The 25988-nt window shown below is 42.9% G+C and carries 20 protein-coding genes; 3 read left to right on the top strand and 17 right to left on the bottom strand.

Annotated features, from left to right (window positions below):
* The gene (locus tag ACT3S4_RS09610; RefSeq protein ID WP_444760960.1) at positions 1-1005 is read left to right on the top strand and encodes a D-cysteine desulfhydrase family protein; all 1005 of its coding nucleotides are present in this window, start codon (positions 1-3) and stop codon (positions 1003-1005) included.
* Between the two features lie 46 nt (positions 1006-1051).
* Here the strand turns inward: ACT3S4_RS09610 and modB are convergent, their stop codons facing one another.
* The 4 genes from modB to surE form a co-directional block, all read right to left on the bottom strand.
* Positions 1052-1753, bottom strand: coding sequence for a molybdate ABC transporter permease subunit (gene modB, locus ACT3S4_RS09615; protein ID WP_250163882.1), 702 nt, complete (start codon positions 1751-1753; stop codon positions 1052-1054).
* A gap of 558 nt (positions 1754-2311) precedes the next feature.
* Positions 2312-3616, bottom strand: coding sequence for a lytic murein transglycosylase (locus ACT3S4_RS09620; protein ID WP_250163881.1), 1305 nt, complete (start codon positions 3614-3616; stop codon positions 2312-2314).
* Positions 3617-3755: 139 nt separating this feature from the next.
* Complete coding sequence (locus ACT3S4_RS09625) at positions 3756-4550, bottom strand: peptidoglycan DD-metalloendopeptidase family protein (RefSeq protein WP_250163880.1); 795 nt, start codon at positions 4548-4550, stop codon at positions 3756-3758.
* Between the two features lie 249 nt (positions 4551-4799).
* Positions 4800-5609 carry a 5'/3'-nucleotidase SurE gene (gene surE, locus ACT3S4_RS09630; protein WP_444760961.1) on the bottom strand — a complete coding sequence of 270 codons (810 nt, stop codon included), beginning with the start codon at positions 5607-5609 and terminating at the stop codon, positions 4800-4802.
* A 629-nt stretch (positions 5610-6238) separates the two neighbouring features.
* Here surE and ACT3S4_RS09635 point away from each other — a divergent pair.
* Both ACT3S4_RS09635 and ACT3S4_RS09640 read left to right on the top strand, forming a co-directional pair.
* Positions 6239-6676 (top strand): MCR_0457 family protein, encoded by a 438-nt coding sequence (locus ACT3S4_RS09635; protein WP_201559921.1) that lies wholly within the window; start codon positions 6239-6241, stop codon positions 6674-6676.
* Positions 6677-7249: 573 nt separating this feature from the next.
* On the top strand, positions 7250-8416 hold the full coding sequence (locus ACT3S4_RS09640; protein WP_045444873.1) for a D-alanyl-D-alanine carboxypeptidase family protein: 1167 nt from the start codon (positions 7250-7252) through the stop codon (positions 8414-8416).
* A 309-nt stretch (positions 8417-8725) separates the two neighbouring features.
* Here the strand turns inward: ACT3S4_RS09640 and ACT3S4_RS09645 are convergent, their stop codons facing one another.
* From ACT3S4_RS09645 to ACT3S4_RS09705, 13 genes are all read right to left on the bottom strand, one after another.
* Positions 8726-10663: a sensor histidine kinase gene (locus ACT3S4_RS09645; RefSeq protein ID WP_444760962.1), complete on the bottom strand. Its 1938-nt coding sequence runs from the start codon at positions 10661-10663 to the stop codon at positions 8726-8728.
* 220 nt (positions 10664-10883) lie between these two features.
* Positions 10884-12326, bottom strand: a complete 1443-nt coding sequence (gene der, locus ACT3S4_RS09650) for a ribosome biogenesis GTPase Der (RefSeq protein ID WP_055124475.1) — start codon at positions 12324-12326, stop codon at positions 10884-10886.
* Between the two features lie 381 nt (positions 12327-12707).
* Entirely contained in the window at positions 12708-13916 is a 1209-nt protein-coding gene (gene bamB, locus ACT3S4_RS09655) for an outer membrane protein assembly factor BamB (RefSeq protein WP_444760963.1), read from the bottom strand.
* 243 nt (positions 13917-14159) lie between these two features.
* Positions 14160-14945 carry a YfgM family protein gene (locus ACT3S4_RS09660; RefSeq protein ID WP_201559924.1) on the bottom strand — a complete coding sequence of 262 codons (786 nt, stop codon included), beginning with the start codon at positions 14943-14945 and terminating at the stop codon, positions 14160-14162.
* A gap of 55 nt (positions 14946-15000) precedes the next feature.
* Positions 15001-16290: a histidine--tRNA ligase gene (gene hisS, locus ACT3S4_RS09665; protein ID WP_201559925.1), complete on the bottom strand. Its 1290-nt coding sequence runs from the start codon at positions 16288-16290 to the stop codon at positions 15001-15003.
* Positions 16291-16354: 64 nt separating this feature from the next.
* A complete protein-coding gene (gene ispG, locus ACT3S4_RS09670) occupies positions 16355-17470 on the bottom strand; it encodes a flavodoxin-dependent (E)-4-hydroxy-3-methylbut-2-enyl-diphosphate synthase (protein WP_055124478.1) in 1116 nt (371 codons plus the stop codon).
* A 133-nt stretch (positions 17471-17603) separates the two neighbouring features.
* A complete protein-coding gene (locus ACT3S4_RS09675) occupies positions 17604-18416 on the bottom strand; it encodes a helix-turn-helix domain-containing protein (RefSeq protein ID WP_045451748.1) in 813 nt (270 codons plus the stop codon).
* A complete protein-coding gene (pilW, locus tag ACT3S4_RS09680; RefSeq protein WP_296274647.1) occupies positions 18413-19363 on the bottom strand; it encodes a type IV pilus biogenesis/stability protein PilW in 951 nt (316 codons plus the stop codon). Before pilW ends, ACT3S4_RS09675 begins: the two co-directional genes overlap by 4 nt.
* Positions 19364-19576: 213 nt before the next feature.
* On the bottom strand, positions 19577-20818 hold the full coding sequence (gene rlmN, locus ACT3S4_RS09685) for a 23S rRNA (adenine(2503)-C(2))-methyltransferase RlmN (RefSeq protein ID WP_296239741.1): 1242 nt from the start codon (positions 20816-20818) through the stop codon (positions 19577-19579).
* A 406-nt stretch (positions 20819-21224) separates the two neighbouring features.
* Positions 21225-21656 (bottom strand): nucleoside-diphosphate kinase, encoded by a 432-nt coding sequence (ndk, locus tag ACT3S4_RS09690; protein WP_055124481.1) that lies wholly within the window; start codon positions 21654-21656, stop codon positions 21225-21227.
* 437 nt (positions 21657-22093) lie between these two features.
* Complete coding sequence (locus ACT3S4_RS09695; protein WP_060490620.1) at positions 22094-22510, bottom strand: lysozyme inhibitor LprI family protein; 417 nt, start codon at positions 22508-22510, stop codon at positions 22094-22096.
* A 318-nt stretch (positions 22511-22828) separates the two neighbouring features.
* Complete coding sequence (locus tag ACT3S4_RS09700; protein ID WP_045444847.1) at positions 22829-24118, bottom strand: adenylosuccinate synthase; 1290 nt, start codon at positions 24116-24118, stop codon at positions 22829-22831.
* Positions 24119-24236: 118 nt separating this feature from the next.
* On the bottom strand, positions 24237-25544 hold the full coding sequence (locus ACT3S4_RS09705) for an ATP phosphoribosyltransferase regulatory subunit (protein ID WP_250163872.1): 1308 nt from the start codon (positions 25542-25544) through the stop codon (positions 24237-24239).
* Between the last annotated feature and the right edge of the window lie 444 nt (positions 25545-25988).

A 25988-nucleotide genomic window follows, 5' to 3' on the forward strand; every position in this document is an offset into this window, starting at 1 on the left:
ATGGAATATAACCACATACCCAGACAATCATTGGGCTTCTTCCCCACTCCCTTGATAGCGCTCAGCAGATTGAGTAAAGCGCTTGATGGCCCTACTATTTTTATGAAACGAGATGACAACACGGGACTGGCATTGGGTGGCAATAAAACCCGTAAGCTTGAATTTATCATGGGTGATGCCCTTGCTCAAGGTGCTGATTGCGTGATTACGGCAGGTGCAGCACAATCAAACCATTGTCGCCAAACTGCTGCCGCGGCGGCAAGCTTAGGACTTGACTGCCATTTAGTATTGGGTGGAGAAGAACCCGAACAAATAAGTGGCAATCTTTTATTAGACAAAATTTTTGGATCGCATATTCACTGGGCAGGCGCCAATCGCAAAGGAGAAGACATTCCTAAAATCGTTGAGCAGTTAACAAAACAAGGCAAAAAACCATATGTCATACCCTATGGCGGCTCCAATGAGCTGGGTGCTTTAGCGTTTGTAGAAGCTTTTAAAGAGTTAGAATCGCAACGCGAAAGCATGAACCTATCATTTACTCATATCGTTTTTGCTTCTAGCTCTGGGGCAACACAAGCCGGTTTGATGCTTGGAAAAAAAATACTTAACTCGCCCGCCCAAATCGTAGGTATCAATATCGATAAAGGCGAAACAGACAAAGTGCCTTTTGATCAGTATACCGTCGCGCTTGCCAATAGCACGGCCTCCCTTATCGGTGCCGATCATCAGTTTACAGAAAGCGATTTAACACTCAACTCTGATTATGTGGGCGAAGGTTATGGCGTGGTTGGTACATTAGAAAATGAAGCCATTGCTATGACGGCCCAAACAGAAGGCATACTTTTAGATCCTGTCTATACGGGTCGTGCGATGGGCGGACTCATAGATATGATTCGGTCTGGCAAAATCAAGAAAACCGATCGTGTCTTATTTTGGCATACGGGCGGTGCACCAGCTTTATTTGCCTACTCAAGTGACTTAGATATGATGAAAAAAAATGGATAAATAAATTTTAACGCATTAACTCAAGCTATAGGTATTAACTGCAATCTTATGAGCGTTGATTCAGCCGGCTTACACTAGCAATCAGCGCCACCATAACCACTCCCATAATGATGAGAATCCCAGACATCATGTGCGCTGCCTCGTAATTTAGTGCCTCTACTTGCTCGTATATCGCAATCGAGACCACTTTAGTCTCATCGGATATACTACCCCCTATCATCAAAACCACGCCAAACTCACCAATAGTATGGGCAAAACTTATTAAGCTGCCGAGTACAATACCGACACGCGCTTGTGGCAGAGCGACTCTGAGAAACCGTTTGAAACGGCTTGGCTCCAATAAATGTGCCACTTCCATCACGCTTTGTGGAATACGTAAAAATTGGGCGTAGACAGGCTGAATATAAAAAGGCAAAGAGTAAATAATCGAACCAATGACAAGACCTTCAAAGGTAAATATCAAGGGGCTGATATTATGTTCGCTAAGCCATTTACCAATACCGACACTAGGGCTTAACAGTAATAAAAGATAAAAGCCAATGACGGTAGGCGGCAAAACCAATGGCATGGCAATGATGCCCATAAGCAAGACTTTAAGACGTGCCACAACTTGCCTACGACTGGGCTTAGCGAGCCAATAAGCCACAGGCGTTGCGAACAGTAATAAACAAATGGTAGTGACACCAGCAAGCTTAATACTTACCCAAAACGGACTAAGCATATCGGACATAAGAGACTGGTCTATCATAATGTCACTGCTCGTTGCCCTTCGTTATGAGGATAAAGGATCTATTGTATCTAATATTAAAATATTGAACAGACAAATATAATGCCAGCTCTTATAAATAGCGCGTTGATAAGTAAAGCACATTGATAAACAAACAGTGTAGCGTTTATCAGTCACAGTATCAGTCTGCTTGTGTCCATATTATTTATTAAAATCTGACAAGATTATGGTCTGTTGCAAAATAATCATAGCGTAAAATAAAAAAGCACCTTAATAAGGTGCTTTTTTATTTTATTCACTAAGCTCATCGTATTTGATATTACCATCAAAAATGATGGTTAAAAAATTTCTTTTAACACGCTAATATTAGGGCGTGTCTTCAATTCACTCGATAGTCCTCTAAATGGGCTAAAAATGGCTAAATCTTGCCAAACATCGTCAAATAGCTGGTTAATATCCCGATATTATCTGCGCTATTTTCCTTGTTTGACGGCAATTTATCTCATTTTTATCACCATTTTTGAAATGAAGACACGCCCTAGAATCAATACGAGTCAAAATCAGCGCAATCAACCTGCTTCACCACGAAGCTAACGATGACGCACTACGCTGAGTAATAAAGCCGTCTGGAGTCTGACCATTGTCAGCTTGCCAGCGCTGAAACGCCAACCGAGTATTGGTACCCACGATACCGTCAGCGCCTTTAGTGTCATAGCCTGAGTTGGTCAAACGCTGCTGTAAATTTCGTACTTGAGCTGTGGATAATGGACGCTCATAACGCGGCCATGATTTCTGTAATCCGCCTTGTCCAGCAAGCGCTTTACCCAATAAGCTGACACCTAGCGCATAGCTCGATGAGTTATTATAAACCTTGATCACATCAAAGTTTGGACTGAGTAGCAGTACAGGACCATCCTTGCCAGCTGGTAGCCACAGCTCCATTTCAGTATTGGCATCCAAATAAACATCAGCTATCGTATCAACGCCCATCGCCGCCCATCTCGCGGCAGGCTGCTTACTACCAACCATGGAGTAATCGAATGAGGCAGGAATAGTTGCTTCGTAAAATGGCGCTAGACCTCGAATCCAACCTGAGTTGCTCAAATAATTAGCGGTGGACGCCAGTGCATCGCCCGTTGCCCACGGGTTACGGTGACCATTACCATCGCCATCCACTCCGTGCTTCAGCCAAGTATCAGGGATAAACTGCGTCTGTCCCATGCCGCCTGCCCAAGAACCATCGAGCTGCGACCAAGACACATCACCGCGCTGCAATAGCGTCGCTAATGACAACAACTGAGTTTCGGCAAACTCTTGGCGACGACCATCATAAGCCAGACTCGCAAGTGAGCTTGGTATGCTGCTATTACCCGTCACCACGCCGTATGACGACTCCATGCCCCAAATGGCAGCGATTATTTCTGCATTGACACCGTACTGCGATTCTAATTGCGACAAAAATGCCCGTTGCTCGGCGAACTTACGCTTACCAGTACTCACACGCCCATCAGATACGGCAGAATCGACATATTCCCATGGCATCTTAGAAAACTCTGGCTGTCCTGAGTCGAGCGAGATGACTTGCTGATTTAAATAAGCGGTATCAAGTAAACGGCGCACCGTCGCTGCATCATGGCCTGATGAAATCGCCCGCATAGAAAAATCCGACTTCCAATCAGAAAAGCTGTTATAGCTTGGCTTTGCCACTGGCTGCGGCTTGATGACAGGCTTCGGTGCTGGCTTCACTTGAATGGTTTGAGTTTGGGTAATCTGAACGTTGCCTTGACGCACGGGTTTGCTAGGTTTTTGCATCGCCTGTTGGCTGGTACACCCAACCATCACTAACGCAGGAAACAGAGCAAGATATTGTTTTTTTAACATCATAAAATTCTCAAGTATGAATAAGTAAAGCGACTCAAATAAACCGATTTAGTTAAGGTGGTTTCATTCAAGCGCTCTAAAATTCAAGCGCTCTGAATAAAGCCACTAAACTTGCCAAATCAGTCACAATTTGGCATCACGTTTAACGCCCTAGTACCGCACGTGGATCAATAGGATTGCCATTTAAGCGCACTTGGAACTCTAAGCCGACCTGATTGGTCTGGCCACTGTTACCCATGTTTGCAATGCGCTGACCGCGCTGTACAGCATCGCCTTCTTTGACCAGTAGCTGACTATTATGCGCATAAGCGGTGATGTAATTATCACTATGACGAATCATAATAAGATTGCCATACTCTGGCAGACCATCGCCCGAATACAGTACCGTGCCAGATTGGCTAGCAAGTACGGGATCACCGATATTACCAGCAAACCACATACCCATCGTACCCGCTGCCGCATCAAAGTTACGAGTCACTTGATTGCGACTTGGATATTCATAGCCTGACGTTGCGTTAGCCGTCACTTCGTATACAGGGCTTTGTGAGCTATTATTAGGCATGCTCGTTACAGGTGGTCTGTACGGTGGCTGTGTCGTTGTAGGCGCGTTATAACGATTGTTATCGGCTGGCGTACCTTGCCACAGCTTGAGCCATTGACCACTATAAATCGTATATTTGCTGTCCAAACCATTGAGCGAACCGATTTGACGGTAACTGAGACGATAGCGCTCAGCAATTTGGCTGACCGTATCGCCACGCTGTACGCGATGGTAGTTAGGAACGCCTTGTGCATTGGTAATAATCTTCGGTCCCGCTTGGTTGGCTGATTGGTAAGTAGGCTTGGTTGCACAGCCCACCATCGTTAACGTTGCTGCTGTTAAAGTACCTATCAATGCCACTGTTGCAAAGCGCGATCCAGCAATAAGCTTCTTCATACAAGATTTCCTATTCTTTATGTTACTCACAAACTCCTTGTGTTACTCACAAGCATTTTGCTAACTTTTATACCGTTTAGTATTTGGCAAATACCCTTATCAATCACTCGATAGTAAACCATTTTCTAAGGCGTGTCCTCATTTTGAAAATGGTGATAAAAATGAGATAAATGGCAGCCAAATAAGAAAAATAGTGCAGATAATATCAGGATATTGACCAGCTGTTTGACGCATTTTGGCAGCGTAAATTTATAGCATTAACGCCGACAGCGTTTTAAGCGTGTCTGCTGGCGTATGATGCAGGCGCACTGGCGATAGACTAATATAACCCGCCGCTACCGCTTGATCATCCGTCATATCTGTGGAGGACTGCAAATCTTCAGTTTCTAATGGCAACTCATGTGGGCGTTTACGTAGCGACAACCAATAAGCATCACGCCCACGTGGATCGACCACATGATGTACAGGACGCGCAATCTGACGGTGCCCTAACGCCGTTATTTTCCGACCTTTGATCTCATCAGCACTATCCACATCAGGAATATTAACGTTTAATACATGATAGGGCAAATTTTTGCAAGCATCTAATATCGGTGTTTCTATGAATAATTTAACAATTTCAGCTGCCGCCATTTGATAATGACTGGTCTGCTCTTGCCCTTCTCCTTTGACGCCGCCGCCCACTAGGGAGGTCGCAATGGCAGGTATTCCAAAGAGCTGTGCGGTTAATGCAGCACCAAAGGTACCCGAAAATAAAACATCTTGACCAAGATTGGCGCCAGAATTGATACCAGTAATCACACAATCAAAACGCGTATCAGGATACAACTCATGCAATGCCAAATGTACACAGTCCGCGGGCGAACCATTTACCGCTATAAAACCAGAATCCAATTGATGAGTATATAATGGCATCGAGAGGCTCAAAGCACTCGCGCAGCCACTTTGCTCACTATTTGGCGCAACCACTACCACCTCTGCAATAGCAGACAGGGCTTGATATAATGCCAATAACCCTGGTGCATAAATCCCATCATCATTACTAATTAAAAATTTCATTTTCACTCAATATACTCATTAATGACCGCCTGTCCACTTATGAACTTTAGCCGCATAAAATTGCTATAATCAGACCCGAAAATGGTGGTTAGATTGTGTGATAATACTGTTGACGCTGACATCCACATTGGCTTTTTCTACATAAATAGTATTTATACACAGCATTTGGCAAGCGCCAAATAATAGCTGAATTTACTATAAAAGTTAAAAAAGCCATACCGCTATCAAAGTAAAATGACACTGTGTCTATATCACAGCATGGATATGAAAAAATTGATAGAGCAAAACGCGGATGCCACCATAATTTTGGGCGATTATACCCTAATAATACGCTGACACGAACCCTGTCTTTGCGCAGAATCTATCCAATTTATAATTTTATCACGATGATATCTGCATCAATAACAGCAAAAAAACTTGGCGTGACGTTACAATAGGCAACACCTTACAACAATACAAACTTATATTTTTATGCTGACGTAACTTATGAGTCTATGCTGCTGATATGTTGCTCAAAAAGAGCTTTGGCTCACAAGATATCTACACATAAATCAATATTTTATGTGACTTTTGTTTTTTTACCCATTAACATATCACCATTAATTAAAGATAAGCGAGTGTAATACTGCATGAAAAATCAATCGATATTATCTATAGCTTCTGTGATAGCGAAGACGGCGTCCAAAATTAGTGTTGCAGGACTGGTAACCTCTGTTGCCATGCTGTCTCAAGCATCCTTTGCGGCGAATAATTCTGCTACAACCATACCTCTAGATATGTCTGGCATCAATGTTACTAAGCATGAAATTGCGGTCATGCAAGTGCTATCAGAGATATGTCCACCGATGCTCAATGGCAAACAAAAACAGCGCTTTTATAAATCTTATAATGTGCAGCTTCACGAGTTGATGCCGTCTTTAGAAGATCCAAAAGCAGCGATTCAATATCTATCCACTCAGCAAGATTATCGCCAGATATTACAAGGCATTCGTAGCTGGACAATGGGCTTCTCTAAACAAGACAACAAAGCTCTATGCGAAGATTTGGCGAATGCTGAATACCAGTAGTGGATCATAACTAAGCTCAACAATTACAACATTATAATTGGCTTACTTATCAGACATCCTATCGTCTCCCCTACAATAGCTATGCCCCAGCATTGATTCTAAATTGATAAAGTCAGCTATAATTAATGACAATAAATCATGGCATTATCTGTCTTGGAACGCTGATTATGGGCTATTTAGCGACACCTTATAAGCTTGTTCATCAGGCTTATAAGTAACAAAAAAGCTTACGGTCATCCTGTTTATACCAACAGGATGACCGTAAGCTTTTTTATGACAGTCGAATTATTTCTATTCGAGACATTGTAGCAGTCCTAGTCTGAGCAAACGTTTACTTCTTACCACTCTTTCTTTTTAATCGGGTCTTTTTTTGCATTTATCGATTCCCCATCGGTTGGCATTTTGCTAAGATAAGGCGTTAATTTTATGTCTGTCGCTCAGCCATCACCACTCTTATTAATACATTGTTTTTAAACAGAATGTTTAAGACAGGCTACTTAAAATGATGCATAAGATTTAGTGCAAGGTACAAGCGGTAGATACATTTGGTTTCATGATGCGGTGTAACGATATATGACAGTAAAGCGTGTAAAAAATCAGCTGGTGCAGCTGGTAGTCGGTGTGAGTATCTCTATGAGTGCAGTGATGGCAAACGCAGCCATCCAGCCGCCTGAGATGGATAATACCGCCTATGTATTGATGGATTATAATACTGGTGAGATTTTGGCACAAAAGAACGCCAATGAGTCGCTACCGCCAGCGTCTTTGACAAAAATGATGACCAGTTACATCATTGAGCAGCGCTTAGCATCAGGCGACCTTAAAGAAGATGACCAAGTCATAATGAGTCCAAATGCTTGGTGTCGTGGTAGTAGCAGCCAGTCTTGCATGTATGTGCCGGTAAATAAATCTGCGAGTGTTATCGACATGCTACGCGGTATTATTATTCAATCAGGTAACGATGCCTCAAAAGCTATGGCTGAGCATATCGCTGGTAGCGAAGCCTCATTTGCTATCTTGATGAATGAGCAAGCAGAAAAGCTTGGTATGAAAAATACCCATTTCGTCAACTCTACTGGTATGCCTGACGAAGGGCATGAGGCATCAGCACTAGATTTGGCCAAATTGTCACGCGCTATTATCAAGAATAGCGGCGACTATTATGGTATTTATGCAGAAAAAGAGTTCACCTATAACGGTATTACTCAAGGTAACCGTAATGCTCTACTTGCAACCGACCCAACCGTTGATGGTCTAAAAACTGGCCACACTGATGCCGCAGGCTATTGCTTAGCGGCTTCAAGCAATCGTGATGGCATGCGCTTGATTTCTGTGATTATGGGAACAGAGAGCCAGCAAGCACGTGCCGATCAATCACGTGAGCTGCTCAACTGGGGCTTTGGCCACTTCACTACTGTCACCAAAGCACCTGCCGGACAATTCGTCAGCAAAGTTCCGGTCTGGTTCGGTGAAGCTGATGAAGTCGAGCTAGTTACTGCGGATAATTTGCAAATTCTAACCAGCAAAACGCAAAAAAATAAAATCACGACTGTGGTAGATATTCCTGAGAGCCTAGAAGCACCCATCAAAAAAGGTCAAGAAATTGGCAAAATGATGGCCGTTATTGATGGTAAAGCGGTGGCTTCAGTGCCTATTATAGCGACCAGTGATATCGAGCAATCAGGCTTTATGAGCCGCACTTGGCAGCGTGTCGTACGTTGGGCACAAAATCTGTTTTAGAGAATATTAGTAGAAGCTATTTCTCAAGAACATTACTGACAAAAAAGACGCCTCAAAACTGGGCGTCTTTTTTATGTCCTCATTCACCGCACAGATTTTATTATTGCTATTAAGTAGTGTCATCATCAAACTGTGATAAACACTGATTTACTAGACTCAGTAAGCTTGCCCTCGTTCATCATACTTTTCAGATTAAAAGCAAGCACCTTTGTCGAAAATACGATGTTCGAAACTATTTACAGTAAATGAGAGGCAACGGATTACATTAAACGAGGTTAGTACAGTAAGCGTGACAAATACTTTGACCTATTACGTCCATACCAACCAGCGCTTAAGCAAGTCGCTTAATGCTTTATCTTTATAAGTGGCGCTATAACAGTAATCGACACCAGCTGCTTTCAAACCATGCTCAAAGCTATCTAACTGCTTCGCTCGATGTGGTGGATACCAATATACCAATAAAGCCCGATGTTCACTTTCAAATTGACGAATACGCTTGGCTAGCGACTCAGCTTTACTTGGAAAAATATCTTCCGCAAACATCACCATATTCACCTGTTTTATACTCATCTCCTCTATAACCAGTGCTTCATGCTGACGATAAATGACCGTCGCGCCTAAACGCTCTAGCTCTTTCGCTAAAAACCCAACTTCATGATAATAATAGTAAATAATAGTCAATCCAGCCAATAAATGCTGCTGCCGAGACTGCTGTTTATTGGTCATCGATATGGTCAGCATGAATTGGGTGCCTGACCCTAACGTACTATCGACTTCTATAGTAGCGCCCATCAGCTGAGCCATTTGCTTGACGACTGGCAAACCAACACCTGAGCCTTCATATTGACGAGTTTGTGATGAATCCACTTGGAAAAACGGATTAAAAATATCATCGATATGAGTGCTATCGATACCAATACCTGTGTCTTTCACACTGATTTGCCAGCGATTGCTTTTATCAAAATGAGTCAATTGCGACGTAATAGTCACCTGCCCCGCTGGAGTAAACTTAATCGCATTGCTCAATAATATCGATAATATTTGTTTTATTTTTTCCGCATCCCCTTCCAGACCATAGTCTATATGATGAATACGGCTAATCAACTCTAGCCTTTTTTGCCGAGCAATAGGCTCATATTCTGCCAACAGATCGGCGATTAACTGCAGTGGATTGAACGCAATACAATTAATACTCATCTGACCTTTTTGTATTTGATTCAATTGAATAATATGATCAAGCGACGACACCAATTTATCACTACCGTCACTGATAATTTCAACCGCATCTTTTTGTTCTCTATTGAGGGTATCGTAATCTAACAGCTGTAAACCGCCTACGATAGCATTTAGCGAAGTTTTCAACTCATGGGTGATCATGCTTTGAAAGTTATGCAGCTGCACATCGAGGGATACGTCTTTGTTGTGTAATTGCTGCTCAAAAATAGCAAGCGCCTCATAATCTTGTTGGACTTTCTGTAAACGATCAAACAATACAGCCAAAGTTTGCTTGATTTGTACCAGTTCCTGAAATTCAAAAAGCTGTGGAATCACTGGTAACTGCTCAAGCTCTGGGTTTTTTACAACGATGTGACAGACTTCTTTCAAAGCTTCAATATCTCTGATTGGCCATTTGAGTTTGCGCAGAATGTACAATACCCAAAGTACCGTCAATATCGTGGTGATAAGCCATAGCAATATATTGCTTCGAAACCAATGTGAACGCAGGGTGTTCACATCTAAAGTGAGATTAATATATCCAACTAACGCGCTATTTTTATTGGCCTCACTAGACGCTGACGATTCTTGCTCACCATTTGATAAAGTCGTGGACGATTGCTGACTGCTGTTTAACGTATCTAGCGCGCTATCATCACCGATATCGTCACTGGTAACGGGATAATTGAAGCTGACAGTATCTGCAAATAAAGCATTCTTCCAATCATCTCTGGATTGATTAACTTCATCAATAGGTTTGGGTGTTGAATAAAATAAAATACTTCTAATGCTGGGTTCACTTTCTAACAAGAATCTCACTTGCTCAGCCACGATATCAGCACCATCGGCTGTCGATGCGCTGGTGGTCAACATGGTAGCCAATTGCTGGATATGCTGACGCTTCTCTTTATAGTGGTATAACAAACCATAAACGATAGACATCAAGAAACCTGCCAACACAGCCAAAATAATGGCTTGTACGACAGAACGCCAAATAAGCGTAGAGATGGTTTGAGAGGGACGGTTGTTCATATTACTTAACTGAGTTAAGAAAACTTTTGATTATAGTACAGGTATTTTGTAGGAGTAGTGAGGGAAATATCACATGTTAATAAAACTTAACAACGTATTAATATATCATGATGACCGATATAATCATCATGATATGGCACATTACAGAGAAGTATGAACAATAGAATAAAACAGTCTTTATTTACTACAACAATATAAAGACCGTCATCATTTTGCTAAATTAACGCTTTTTATCTTTATTGGTGAATTTCTGCTTATCTTTGGTAGTAAATTTTTGTGCCCGATTACGCTCGCGTTGGCGCAACTGTTGCGTCTTCGCTTTGGTTGGCGTATCGCTCTTGTTGGCATATGGGTTGTCATTTTGTTTAAGGACAACATTGAGCGGCGTGCCTTCGAGCTTAAATACTTGACGGAATTGGTTTTCAAGATAACGCTGATAGCTCTTAGGTAATGCACTGGTTTGGTTACCATGAATGACAATCACGGGCGGATTGTGACCACCGATGTGAGCGAAGCGCAGTTTAATACGGCGACCAGCAACCGTTGGTGGTGGATTGGCTGTCACCGCATCTTGCAGAATCTGAGTCAAACGATTGGTTGATACTTCAAACATCGAAGATTTATAAGCACGCAAGATAGACGGGTATAGATTACCCACACCAGTGCCATGTAAGGCTGAGATTAGATGCACTTTTACATAAGGGATAAAGTTAAAGCGGCGATCCATCTCAATCTTGATATAATTTTTCTGATCAGCTGTCAGACCATCCCACTTATTAATCGCAACAACTAAAGCACGACCCGCATCAAGCGCATAGCCAATCATATGCAAATCTTGATCAACGATACCTTCATGCGCATCAATAACAATAACGGTGACGTTAGAGTCTTCGATTGCTTGTAGGGTTTTAATGACCGAGAATTTTTCTACTTTTTCATCAATTCTACCGCGGCGGCGCACACCAGCAGTATCGATTAAGACGTAGTCTTTACCTTCGCGTGTATAAGGAATATAAATACTGTCACGCGTGGTACCGGGCATATCAAAAACCACTACTCGGTCTTCACCCAATAGACGATTGACTAGCGTCGATTTACCAACGTTTGGACGACCTATGATCGCTAACTTCAAACCTTTTGGCTCTACGACATTCTCTTGCTCAGGCATATCAGCCGTCAATATTTCAAGCAAATTACCGACACCGCGACCATGACTTGCCGCCATCGGATATGGCTCACCCAATCCTAATGCATAAAACTCGGCAGGGGCAGCGTCGTGAGCACCATCGACTTTATTGGCAACCACATAGACTGGTTTGCCAAGTGTGTGCAAAAACTTACCAATCTCCGCATCTGCGCCGATCATACCAGCACGAGCATCTACCACAAATACGATGATGTCCGCTTCATGAATCGCTGTATGCGATTGCTCAGACATATAGTCATCAATGTTGCCGCTACCGTCATCCGCCTCACCAATACCACCAGTGTCTACAACGATAAAAGATTTGTCTTCATAGGTAGCATCACCGTACTGACGGTCACGAGTCAGTCCTGACAAATCAGCAACCAATGCCTGCCGACTTTTTGTGAACTGATTAAATAAGGTAGATTTACCGACGTTTGGACGACCAATTAAGGCGACCACAGGCTTGATACTCATGGGTTACTCTCAGTGAAAGGCACAATGGCGGGCAGTACAGTTATTCTTATAACCAGTGATATAACAGTAGTCGTGAATAAGCTGCTCTTGACCGCAAATTAAAATGAATGATAGAACAATAGCAAAAATAATAGTCAGCTATTTTACAATTAGCAAGTGGTACATAGGATGACTAAATGATAAATAAATAATATATATGGATAACACCTACGGCGCATCGGTCGCATAGAGTACGCGAAAGCCTGTATTTAAACAAGCAATTTACACAAGGCACTAAACGCTGACGAAGCAGCGTTTGTGTTCTCTAAAATTGCAATCAACCAGTTGGCTTAACGATAATATCAAACATACTATCTAAGTAAGCATTAACCGATAAAAAGCTTAGCGGGCTAATTGCCAAATAGCAACCTGTCCTGATGTGCTCTGTGTCATCAAGCGGCTGCCTTGTACTTGCAAGCTACTCAAAGCACCCTTGGTTTGTACACGGCTAACGATTTTACCGCTAGCTGGATCGAATAAGTGTACCATGCCGTCAAAATCACCCACGGCAATATAATTGCCAATCATTACAGGATTGGTTAAATGACGATAAGCCAGCTCTTCACTTTCCCAAAGAACCTCACCATTACTGCGATTATAGGCAACCACTTTGCCCTCTAAGCTGGTACCAATCACCTGCTGGTTATTTACAGCAAGTGACTTTAAGCTGGCAAGCTCTTTGACAAACATAACTTGACGCGAAGCCAAATCAATACCTAATAACTGACCACTATAACTGATAGCAAATAGCTGGTTTTTATCGACGATCGGCGTACCATCGACATCACTCATGCGCTCAACTTCACTACTACCAGTGCCAACGCCAACACGTCTTGACCACTGCGGTAAACCACTATCAGTCGTCACCGCATGTAAACGACCATCAGCAGTCGCCAATAATGCCGTTTTGCTATCTAATAACGTTGGCGCCGCACTACCGCGTACACTAATGGCTGGAACTTGTGTGGCAAACTGCCAGACTGACTGACCTGTCTGTAGTGACAAGCCATGTAAAAAGCCATCGTTCGCTGATAGAATGACACGGTTATTGGTAATTAAAGCGGGTGTCAATACTGATCCTGATAGCTGCTTTTGCCAGCGTTTTGCGCCAGTCACACTATCAAATGCCATCACTTGACCACCGCGTGTGCTAATAATCGCTGTTTGGCTCAAAGCATCTAAAGCAACGCCGCCCGTGATTTGATCGCCAACGTTGATCGACCATAAACGTTCACCTGCACTGTTAAAACCGGTCAAATCCCCACCGCGCGATGCAGTGACGATTTGTCCATTGACATAACCTACTTGCAAGTCTAATGGATCTTTCTTACTGGCTTTTTTATTGCCAATATCTGTGCTAAAAACCGGTTGCAACACACTGATAGGCTCAGCAATCTGTACCAGCTTGACTGGATCATTGACGACGGGTTTAATACCGCGATTACACCCAATCACCGCAGTGCTCATCACTGCCAATACTGCCACATGCATCACCGTCGATTTGATGGTTTTAGCTTTTGATATCTTGCTAGAGCGAATAGATTGAGTCATTATGAGTTCTCACTACAAATAAATTATTATTAATTAGTAAATTGGTTATCAGTAAGTATAAGATCGGCGATTAGTACTCACCAAGCACATTCAATGAGTGCTGGTGGTTCATGCGACGCGATTGTTTTACTGTACCACTTAGCTTGTAGAACGGTTATAGATACGCGCTATTGACTAGCAATTATCAGGCATTAGGTAGAACGCAAACGCTATTATTGGTTAACAGCGCTTGTCACTGTACAATTATTGCGCAACCTCGGCAGCAGCATTTTCTTCCACCAAGGGCTGTGCAGGATTACTTGACTCTTGAATCAGACTGACTGGTTCGTCGATAGGCTCAGGTACGATGCCCAGACTCTCCATCTTTAATGCCAATACTGCACGCGTCTCTTGACGGTTGCGTAACAACTCCCAAGCATTATTATAAGACTTGATCGCTGAGTCTTTATTATCTTGTGCCAAATAAATATCCCCTAACAACTCTTGTTGGCTGGCTTCAAATGAGCTTGGCATATCATTGTTGGCTTCTGCTAATGCAGCATCCGTATCGCCCGCCGCCAGTAACGTTGTCGCATAGCGCAAACGAGTAATTGCCTGTAAACCTGCATCACCTAAGTCAATAGCCAATGCTTTTTTGAAGGTTTCACTTGCCTCGGTAAATTCATTATTATCTACTTGCTGACGCGCTTTAATCATCAGTGCCTGCCAAGCGTAAACCGACTCACCATGCTTACTGACTAGCGCATCAATATCTTTGTTTAGCTGGGTGCGACTTTGGGCAAGTGCTGCCTGTGCTTCTGCTTCCAAATCAGGGTTTTGTGAGGCCAAACTGACTTCTTCATTCAACCGCTGAATGTCTGCATAATGATCTGCTGCAACGGTGTCTACGCGCGCATGGTTGTCCTGCCAATATGTCCAACCAAAATAAGCGGCCAGTGCCAACAAAATCGCAGTGACAATATAGCTGCCATACTGCTTTAACGCTTGCATTGAATTGTCTGCATTCGGCGAATTGGGTGTCAGAGCCATATGTGTTTACCTGATAAAAGTGTTATGAAATTGCTAATGCTAAAACCGCAATCGATTACTGACGGATAAAATTTTCTTTGTTCGACAGCCAATCTGTCGCAACCGTCTGTTGTTCGCCCGTCTGCATGTCTTTAACGCTGAGGGTATTATCATCCAGCTCTTGCTGCGCAATAATAACGGTCAATGCAGCACCTGACTTATCGGCTTTCTTCATTTGCGCTTTTAGGCTCGTCGCACTCGCCATTTTCACCCGAATGTCTGGGCGACTATAGCGTAGGCGCTGGGCATAGCCAATACCAGCACTATAAACCTCTGGATGCGCAACCACGAAAACATCGCAAGCGGGAACATCAGCAATCGGCGCAACCGCTTCCATTAACAGTAATAAACGCTCAAGCCCCATGGCAAATCCAACAGCAGGCTCAGATTTTACTGGCTTATTGCCATCAGTACCGATGGATTTTAGTTGCCCGATCAAACCATCATAACGGCCGCCTGCACAAACAGTCGCTTGGCTACCAAGCTTGTCGGTCACCCACTCAAAAACCGTTTTGTTATAATAATCAAGACCGCGTACTAAGTGTGGATTGATCTCAAAATTAATACCCAGCTCTGTTAAATAGGCTTGTACTTGCTCAAAATGCGCCACGCTTTCTTCACCTAAAAAGTCAGCAAGCTTAGGCGCGTCTACCAATAGAGCTTGGGTGCTTGCTTCTTTGCTATCTAAAATACGTAGCGGATTGGTGGTCAAGCGGCGCTTGCTGTCTTCATCCAGCTGATCTTTTTTATCGGTTAAATAAGCAACCAATGCTTCGCGATAAGCATAACGCTCATCAATTTCGCCCAGACTGTTCAGCTCTAAACGCATCTCATCTTTTAGACCCAGCTCTTGCCACATTAGATGAGTCATGGCGATCAGCTCAGCGTCAGCGTCTGGTAAGGCACTACCAAAGCTTTCAACACCTATTTGATGAAATTGACGATAACGACCTTTTTGTGGACGCTCATAGCGAAACATTGGACCGATATACCATAATTTAGGCGTATCACCGCGCAGCAAGTTATGCTCAATCACAGCACGTACTGCACCTGCCGTACCTTCAGGGCGTAGAGCCAACGGCGTTGGTGGCTCAGATTTATCGGTAAAGCTATACATCTCTTTTTCGACAATATCAGTCGCGCCGCCAATGGCACGCGCAAACAAATCGGTTTGCTCAACGATTGGCAAGCGAATATGCTCAAAGCCGTATCTGCCCAGTACTTCAGCCAATATCGCTTCTAAATGCAGCCATTTTGCGGACTGATCAGGCAAAATATCATTGAACCCTTTGATAGCTTTAATCATGGTACGGTCGTATCCTTAAAAATTTTAACAAGTGTCTCTTTTATTTTTTGCTCATAATAGTGTTTTATTTTACGCGGATAATCTCATTCTCGCGTTTTTTAGCCAAATCTTCGGCATGTGCGCGTACCATGCCTTCTATTTCATCGACCAAATTGTCGGTATCGATAAGATGGCTTTTTTCACCCATACGATATACCAAGGATCTTGGTGCGGCACCAACAATGCCAATATCGGCCTCTTTCGCTTCACCAGGACCATTTACTTTACAGCCGATCACAGACAGATTCATCGGTTCACGAATGTCTTCTAAACGCGACTCTAGAGCCGTCATGACTCTAATCACATCAAACTCTTGGCGAGAGCAGCTTGGGCACGCAATAAAGTTGACACCATTAGAACGTATATTGAGCGATTTTAAAATATCAAAGCCGATTTTAATTTCTTCTTCAGGCTCTGCCGCCAGTGAGATACGAATGGTATCACCGATGCCATCTAATAATAAACCGCCAAGTGCAATCGCGGATTTGACCGCGCCCGTACGATAAACGCCCGCCTCGGTGACGCCTAAATGCAGCGGGTTATCAATTTGGGCAGAAATCAGGCGATACGCATCCAAGGTCAAAAACACATTACTGGCTTTAACCGATACTTTATATTGATCAAAATTTAGACGCTCTAATATATCGATATGGCGCATGGCTGATTCAAGCATCGCCTCGCCAGTTGGCTCGGTATATTTGCGCTGAATGTCTTTTTCGAGCGAGCCTGCATTGACACCGATACGAATAGGGATGTTGTAATATTTGGCACAAGCAACCACTTCGCGTACTTTAGCATCGCTACCGATGTTACCTGGATTAATACGCAGACAGTCAGCCCCTGCTTCGGCAACTGCTAACGCAATCTTGTGGTCGAAATGCACATCTGCAATCAAAGGCACACTGACCAGCTTACGAATTTCGCCAAAAGCTTTGACCGTATCCATCGTTGGCGTCGACACCCGCATCAAATCCGCACCAGCTTCAACGCAGCGTTCGATTTGAGCGACAGTTGCTGCCACATCGCAAGTATCTGTATTGGTCATACTCTGCACACTAATCGGCGCATCACCACCAATCGCGACATCACCGACATATATTTTTTTGGTAAGGCGACGGTTAATAGGCGCTGACGTTGACATAGACAAACCCTTCAGTTAAAGCGAAAAAACGCAGAAAAAATACACTTATAATAGCTTGCAGATAGCAACTTTTAAAAATAAATCTTGTACAGCAGTCGATAAGACTAGCATTCAAAATTAGCCGCTTAAAAAGTTAAGGCGCTAACTCAAAATTGGCTTGCTTATCCGTTGCATAAGTATTTAGCGCAACCGCTTCTTGGTTAAGCATTATGCTGACATTATCAACATTATCAATTTGTACATTAAACGGCGGCGTACCTGACAGTTTATAATCCCCAGATGTCTGCGAGCCACTCATTAAACTACTACCAGAGGCATCAGTAATACTCACGACGGCGGTATCCGTCAGTTTGACATCTAAAGACGCTGGACTTGCATCGCCGCCCAAGTTTAGAGCAGAGCCAGAGGCACCAACGCCCATCTCATCAGTATTGATTGCCGCCCCTTGCGCTTGCTCTATCGCTGAGACGTCTTCGACCGTCGATACTGGCTGCTCGGCATTCTCTTTACTGGCATTACTCACCATGCGAAATAAGAAAATCGCTAAAATAATGACACCAATAACGGCGATGATCAGTAGTGGGTTAAAACGAATTCGATTGTGCGTATCACGTTGCAACGTGCCCATTGGACGCAGTGGCGTATCCGTGTTATTCACTGACTTGGCTTTCAGCTCCGTAGGATAAGCGGCATCAAAGCTGGTCGCTATTTTTACAGGATCTAAACCCAAAAACTTAGCATAATTGATGGCAAACCCACGGGCAAAAGCAGCTTGCGGCATCTCCGAAAAATTTTCATTTTCAAGCGCTTGCAAATGACGCTTTAAAATAAATAACTCGGCAGCTACCTCGTCTAAGCTGATTTGCTTATTTTTACGGGCTTGCTGCAACACGGCACCAAATGATCCCTGAGCGTTAGATTGAGTGTTTAATGATGGGGTGGTCATTTCCATGGTGCCTCTGGATTGTTAAGCCAAGTCTTAAGTTGTTTTGCTTCATCACTTAAAGGATAAGCGGATAAAAGCTGCTGTGCCAATTGCTGGCGCGTCGTTATGTTATTTTGTGCAGCGGCCAATTTGATACCTTGTAATAGCAAGCGCGGGCTAATGCCCTGCCCTTGCACCAGTATCAACGTTTCATCATAAAGCCTTTGAGCCTGTGGAACACGTTGCTGCTCAAGCAATAAATCGACCAACTCGATATGGGCAATAATACTATTGCGATTGCCATCAAGTGCCCGTAAAAATGCTTTAGCAGCCGCACTGCGATCACCTAGCTGTAAGTAAGTGCGTCCTAGATTCTCTAGCGCACCAATACGACCTTCGTAACCTAATGCTGAACCCGCAATCTCAAACTGCTCTGCCGCCTCACGATAGCGCTTCATTTGTGACAAATAAACGCCATAGTTATTGTGGGCTTGCTCAAAATCTTTATCAAGCGCGATCGCTTTTTTAAAATATTGATCGGCTTTTTCGAGATTGAGTCGACTGCCCTCTTGCTGCAGCAAAACGCCCATCATATCATAGGCTGGCGCGTAACGGCTATCGGCAGCAAAGGCTTTTTCGAGTTGGCGCTGAGCGGTATCAAGCTCATTTTTGCGGATATATTGCGCGGCCAGTGAAGTGCGCACGCGAGCAATTTCTTGTTGATCTAAGTTACGATTGTCATTGGGTCGCGTAGACGTTTGATAAGCCGCAATGTTTGTCAAATCATTGGTCGGCGTGCTTTGACAACCAGTGAGCAGCAGCCCTACCAATGCCGTCACTAACACTGTACGCTTCGACATCGCTATTGGGTCAATAGCCATTTGTCCATTTGCTGTACTCAATCGCTTATAAGTCTGAGAAAATATTTTTTGATAATTGAACTGACAAGAATTTCTAGAAGTCATCATAGCCGCCATCATAAAACTGTGATTCAATGCGTTCGATCCTCGAGGCATCAGTTTAATAGATTTAGCCCGCATAAGTACAATTTAGTTGTCATTAATTACTGTGCACATCCAAACTAATCGTTATTGCTACATTTTTATTACCATTGCGACAGATAAAAGACAAATACGATGCTACATCGAAAATGTCTATTCACCATTTATATAACCATCATCCTAAATACTTTCACGATCCTTGATGCTTTGCTGCCATGCGGCTGAACGACGCGTTCTATCAGCAACTTGCCCAACCAATTGACCACATGCCGCATCAATATCATCACCACGAGTTTGACGTATGGTACAAACAAAACCTGCTTCACTTAATATATTACTAAAGGCATGAATTCGATTATTACTCGACTTATCATAATTCGCATGAGGGAACGGGTTAAACGGTATCAGGTTAATCTTACTTGGTAAATCGCCCAATAATGCGACCAATTGCTCAGCATGCTCATTACTATCATTGACACCATCTAGCATCACATATTCAATAGTCACGTGTTTTTTGTGGCGCGGATTTACTTCAAAAACGTAATTTCTCGCTGCCGCCATGAGCTGCTCTAATGGATATTTTTTATTAATTGGGACTAGCTCATTACGCAGCTCGTCATTTGGTGCGTGCAATGAAATCGCTAAAGCCACGTCAAGCTCCTGTGCCAACTCGTACATTTTTGGCACCACACCTGAAGTCGACAAAGTAACGCGGCGTTTTGATAAACCATAAGCATGGTCACTGAGCATCAATTCCATCGAGCTGACAACGGGGCGATAGTTTAATAACGGCTCGCCCATACCCATCATGACCACATTGGTGACGTTGTTTTCCCATAAACTATGGTCAACATTTTCTAAACTATCATTTTCATCGGTCATATAAGAGGCATTTGCCACCCATAATTGTCCAAGAATCTCAGCCGCTGTCAAATCGCGCTCAAAGCCCTGCTTACCCGTACTACAAAAGCTACAGTCGAGCGCACAGCCCACTTGCGAAGAAATACACAAGGTTTTACGACCGTTTAATTTGCTGTCATCTGCGGGAATTAGTACGGTCTCGACCAACGAGCCACCCGTGACTTCAAAGACCCATTTACGCGTGCCGTCATCGCTGTATTGACGATGAATCACTTTTGGCGGAATGACGCAGGCATTGGCTGATAATTTATCACGCAAAGATTTACTCAGATTGGTCATTTGCTCAAAATCAGTGACACCCTGCTGATATATCCACTTAATGACTTGCGTCGAGCGAAACGGCTTTTCGCCAATACTCTTAAAGTATTCCGCCAGCTGCGCTTGTGTCATACCTAGTAGATTGGTTTTCGCCTGAGCCTCGTCTACTAATTTTATACTCTTAGTAGTCTTAGCAGGGACGTGTTGGACGTCAGTTTGAATAGGAGTTTGAGCAGTTGACATAATAAATAACCTTTTTGCATCTACTGGTATAAGCGATGCAATTGTTGAGATGGGTGTTGCTAGACGTACTCAATATATGAGTGCATGAGCAATCCGTTATGAGCGCATTTTTTACCAAAAGCTAAAAGTAATATGCTGATAAAGGATTGATAACGCTATATAAAACCAATAATGAGGGAGAAAAGTTAAAATTTCAATGCATAGTCAGACTATTATAATAGCTAAAACGGCTTATACCAAAAGATATAAGCCGTCTTGCCACACTAATAATTTATAGTCAATTTTATAAGCTATTAGTGCATAGTGAATCAAATATAGAGCTGTTACAAGGAAGACAAGCGCCAATTGTACATTGAGTACATTAAGCGAGTCTGACACCGTAACAGACTATATTTGGTTTACTATACTAACGCGTACGTGCACACACTTCTTCTTCATTGAAGAAGTAGCTGATTTCACGTGCTGCTGATTCAGCTGAATCTGAACCATGAACCGCGTTTTCATCGATGCTGCTAGCGAAGTCAGCACGAATAGTGCCTTCAGCGGCGTCTTTCGGGTTAGTAGCGCCCATGATATCACGATGCTTAGCGATCGCATTTTCGCCTTCTAATACAGATACCAATACTGGACCTGAAGTCATAAATGACACTAGATCGTTGTAGAATGGACGCTCAGCGTGCTCAGCGTAAAAACCGCCCGCTTTTTTATCATCAAGTTGCATCATTTTAGCGGCAACAATTTTTAGACCTGATTTTTCAAAACGATCGTAGATAGCGCCGATGTTGTTGCCAGCTACTGCGTCAGGTTTGATGATAGATAAAGTACGTTCGTTAGCCATGAAAAGCTCCTAATAAATAATGAATTCGATAAAAATGAGATGGTAAATACTTTGTTTTATCTTTGGCCGCAATGTTGACTTAGGCAGATTTAAATAACTCATGGTCTATCAATGCGATAATATGAGCGCCAACACAGGATTGCTGCCTATTATAATGATTAGCGCTATAAATGATAGGGTTAATTTATGACCGCACCTTGCATAAAAGTAAATTTATGACCGCAGCTTATCTTAAGACAAAGTGAGCATTCATCAATAGCAGATTCTTACCCTACGTATCTCATCACTAACTATCTTTGTCATTAATGAGCATAAAACCAACTTGGCGAAAACTCTATGTAAGTGTTACCAAAAAAATCCCTCAGCATATAATGCTAAGGGATTTTGTTAATACGCAGCTATGAAGGTCACTGCTTTCAAGCAATACTAAAAAACAACTACTCGCCTAAGCGGCTGTCGCGGCAACTGCCAGCGCTACATTCACGCACACGATCATTTAAGAAGTTCACTCGCTCAGTTGTCACCCGAGTCGCACAGCCCATATTGACAAAAAATCCTTCATCATTATTATAACTACATTGGTCATTACGCTCGCGTATCCACGCCAATTGTCCGCGCTTTAATTTGGATTTTTGCTGGCTATTTAACTGCTTAGCCAATTTTGCATAAGAATTATTCAGCTCTTTATCCGCTTCTAAATATACTTTCGTTAAGCAATATAAATCATCAAAATCATTGTTGGGTTTATCACAGTTTTGCGCGCCCCATGACAGCATAGGAAACATAAAAGCCGCAGACGTTAGCAGCGCTAGAGCTGTTTTGCCTATAGAGTGCTTGATAATAGTCGCTTTCATCACGTTTTCCTTTTTATATATTGATAAAATTACATTCATTTATGACATAATATACCAATTAAACCAGAATAATGTTAGCAATTCTCTCTTTTATACTATTTTTTCTTATCTCAATTTATTCAATTGCCAGATATCTTGATTTTTTATCGTTAGAGATTAATAGTGATTAACACTTTTTATCACTTGGCATTAATAATAGTTCACATAATAGAAAATGATAAGACATTACTCACAAGATAATACTCATAAAAAAATCCCAATGCTCAGCACTGGGATTTTTTATGAACGCTTAAACTAATTAAGTTTTATGATAAGAAACTAAGCATCATACGGGTCGCGCAATACAATCGTCTCTTCGCGGTCTGGACCGGTTGAGATAATATCAACTGGGCAACCAATCAACGCTTCGATACGTTTGATATATTTTTTCGCATTTTCTGGAAGTTCATCATAGTTAGTGATACCAACGGTTGACTCACTCCACCCTTGCATCGTCTCATATTTAGGCGTGACTGACTCATAGAATTCAGCATCATGTGCACCTGCACACTCAGTCTCAGGCAGGTTATAACCCACACCAATTAGTAGCTCTTCAAGACCATCTAATACGTCAAGCTTAGTTAAGCAGATACCTGACATAGAGTTCAGTACCACTGCACGGCGTAACGCTTCAGCATCGAACCAACCACAGCGACGCGCACGACCAGTAGTCGCACCAAATTCATGACCGACTTTAGCCAAATGCGCACCAACATCATCAAATAGCTCAGTTGGGAATGGACCACTACCGACACGGGTAGTATAAGCTTTAGTGATACCAAGTACGTAATCTAAGTACAATGGACCGATACCTGTACCAGTCGATACGCCACCAGCGGTCACGCTTGAGCTAGTAACAAACGGATAAGTACCATGGTCGATATCAAGCAATGTACCTTGCGCACCTTCAAACATCAGATTCTTGCCAGCCAGACGCAATTGATTAAGGTCTTCGGTCACATCAGTAACCATGCCTTTAATCTCTTCTTTCCACTCTTGGCAAAGCTTAAGTGTCTCATCAAAATCAATCGCTTCAACTTTATAATACTGAGTCAGTTGGAAGTTATGATATTCAATTAAGTTGCGTAGTTTTTCTTCTAAATCATCACGGAACAAGTCAGCAAGCTTGATGGCACGGCGGGCTACTTTATCTTCATAAGCAGGTCCAATACCGCGACCCGTCGTACCGATTTTGCCAGTACCGCGTTTTGCTTCGCGTGCTTGGTCAAGTGCCACATGATACGGCATGATAAGTGGGCAGTTCGGTGATATGCGCAGACGCTCACGTACCGGCACGTTGTTGTCTTCTAGCTCTTTCATCTCTTTTAATAATGCGTCAGGTGCTAACACCACGCCGTTACCGATGAAGCAGGTAACGCCTTCACGTAAAATACCTGATGGGATTAAATGTAGGATGGTGGTTTTACCATCGACAACTAACGTGTGACCAGCGTTATGTCCGCCTTGAAAACGTGCAACTGCTGAAGCTTTTTCGGTTAGTAAATCGACGATTTTACCTTTACCTTCATCGCCCCATTGGCTACCCAAAACTACGACATTCTTACCCATGATCAATCCTTACCTTTATGTATTGAGGTGTGTGCAATAACGGTTTAAAACCTGTGATAACTTTCGTTATCTTGATTTTAAAGACGTTAAAAAATGGTAATACTATTTAAATTAATGCTTAAATACTCTGTAACTGCCAATGATTATCTATAAAGCTCAAAAGATGCGTCATATCAGAGGGACAATCTTCTGCGTTCAATGGCATGGTGACGCGATAGCCTTGCTCACGTAAACTCTCAACCTGCTGTAGCAGTATCTGTCTCTGTTCTTGGTTCGCACTGCTCAATGCTTCATAGTCGACCAATACGATGATTGGTGCCTCAAGCTGCGTGTGTGCAAGCAAACGACTGACATCCATACTAAAACCAGTGGCTTCACGTGGCTGATTGATTGCTAACTGATTGCCGCTTTGCATACCATCGAAACGACCGCCACGTACCAGAGGTTGCGTCTCACTATTGATATAGCCGTTGAACACAATACCCGTGTGGTAATGATAGCCTGATAATTCCGTCACATCGATACTCACAGGGCATTGCCACTGGTCTTGTAGATGTGTTTTTAGGCGTTGTAATTCATTGATAGCAGTCGCGATTTGCGTGTCCTGCTGTGCAGTCTCTGACAATCTCGCCAATAGATTGGTAATATCATGACCAAAACGTGCCAAAGCATAAAAATCATCACCCATTGGCAATAACTGGCAGATACGCTTTAGCTCTGGTAGATTCTTATTGGCATATAAATGCATGAGTTGCTCAGTGTCATTATCAGACAACGCTGCCAACTCAGCCAAGCGTTTGAATATCGCCACATGACCCAAGTCTATATGCAGCGTCGCACTCATATTTAGCTTATTTATCATACCAAACAACACATCTATCAGCTCAATATCTGCGGCAAGTGAAGCACAGCCAAATATTTCAGCGCCGAGCTGCAAAGGCGTACGTGAGCCAAACAGCCCTGATGGCAAGGTATGAATTACATCACCTGCATAGCAATAACGCGCAATACCTGTGCCGCCCCAATGCGCATCAATACGCAAAATCTGCGGGGTAATATCCGCACGCAGACCCATCAAGCGACCCGTTAGCTGATCGATAATCTTGAAAGTTTGACGCTTTAAATCTTCTGAGGCGCCACTCAACAATGACTCAGTAAATTCAATCATTGGTGGATTAACCAACTGATAACCATGACCAATAAGCTGCTGAGTCAGCTGATACCTAAGCACTTCTTGCTTACGCGCATCTTCGAACAGCACATCCACCACCCCATCAGGCAACAACCAGCTATTGGCAACGTCGCTGGCAAAGTTGTTCAAATATGGCATGCTAGTAGAGGTAGCAGTGTTTTCAGCAGGCTGAGCCGCCGCTTCATTAGTCGTATTTAACTGGGCAAGTTTTGCAGAATCAGAACTGACAGACACAATAAATCCTTGTTTGGCGTATCGCTTACCAAAAACGCGGTACTGATGCGGTACTTAAAGGTTATATTTACAATTGCATTGACGCCATGCATTTTTATTTTTAACGCGCAACATCATTGACCCAATTATTTATAAACAAACTAGGTAGCCGCAAAAGGGTGAGTAATAAGTATAATTTAGAATGATAAGACGAGTATCTTTATGCGCTAATAAACGGCGTTAAATAATCAAGGCACTTTATGCTTTAGTTTAGCATAGCAGCCAAGGTTCGCCTAGTGACAATTAGCCACAATTACTATCTAATTACGTCTTATCAGCACTTAATCTATGAAGGTTATCTATAGACTATATAAGTAATCGTTGACTCAAAAATGGTTACCATCATTTTATATGATAAAGAAAATAATGAGCAAAGTGAGAACAACGCCTTCGATACCGACTCAT

The organism is Psychrobacter sp. AOP30-A2-5, from assembly GCF_052378115.1.
Classification (GTDB): Bacteria; Pseudomonadota; Gammaproteobacteria; order Pseudomonadales; family Moraxellaceae; genus Psychrobacter.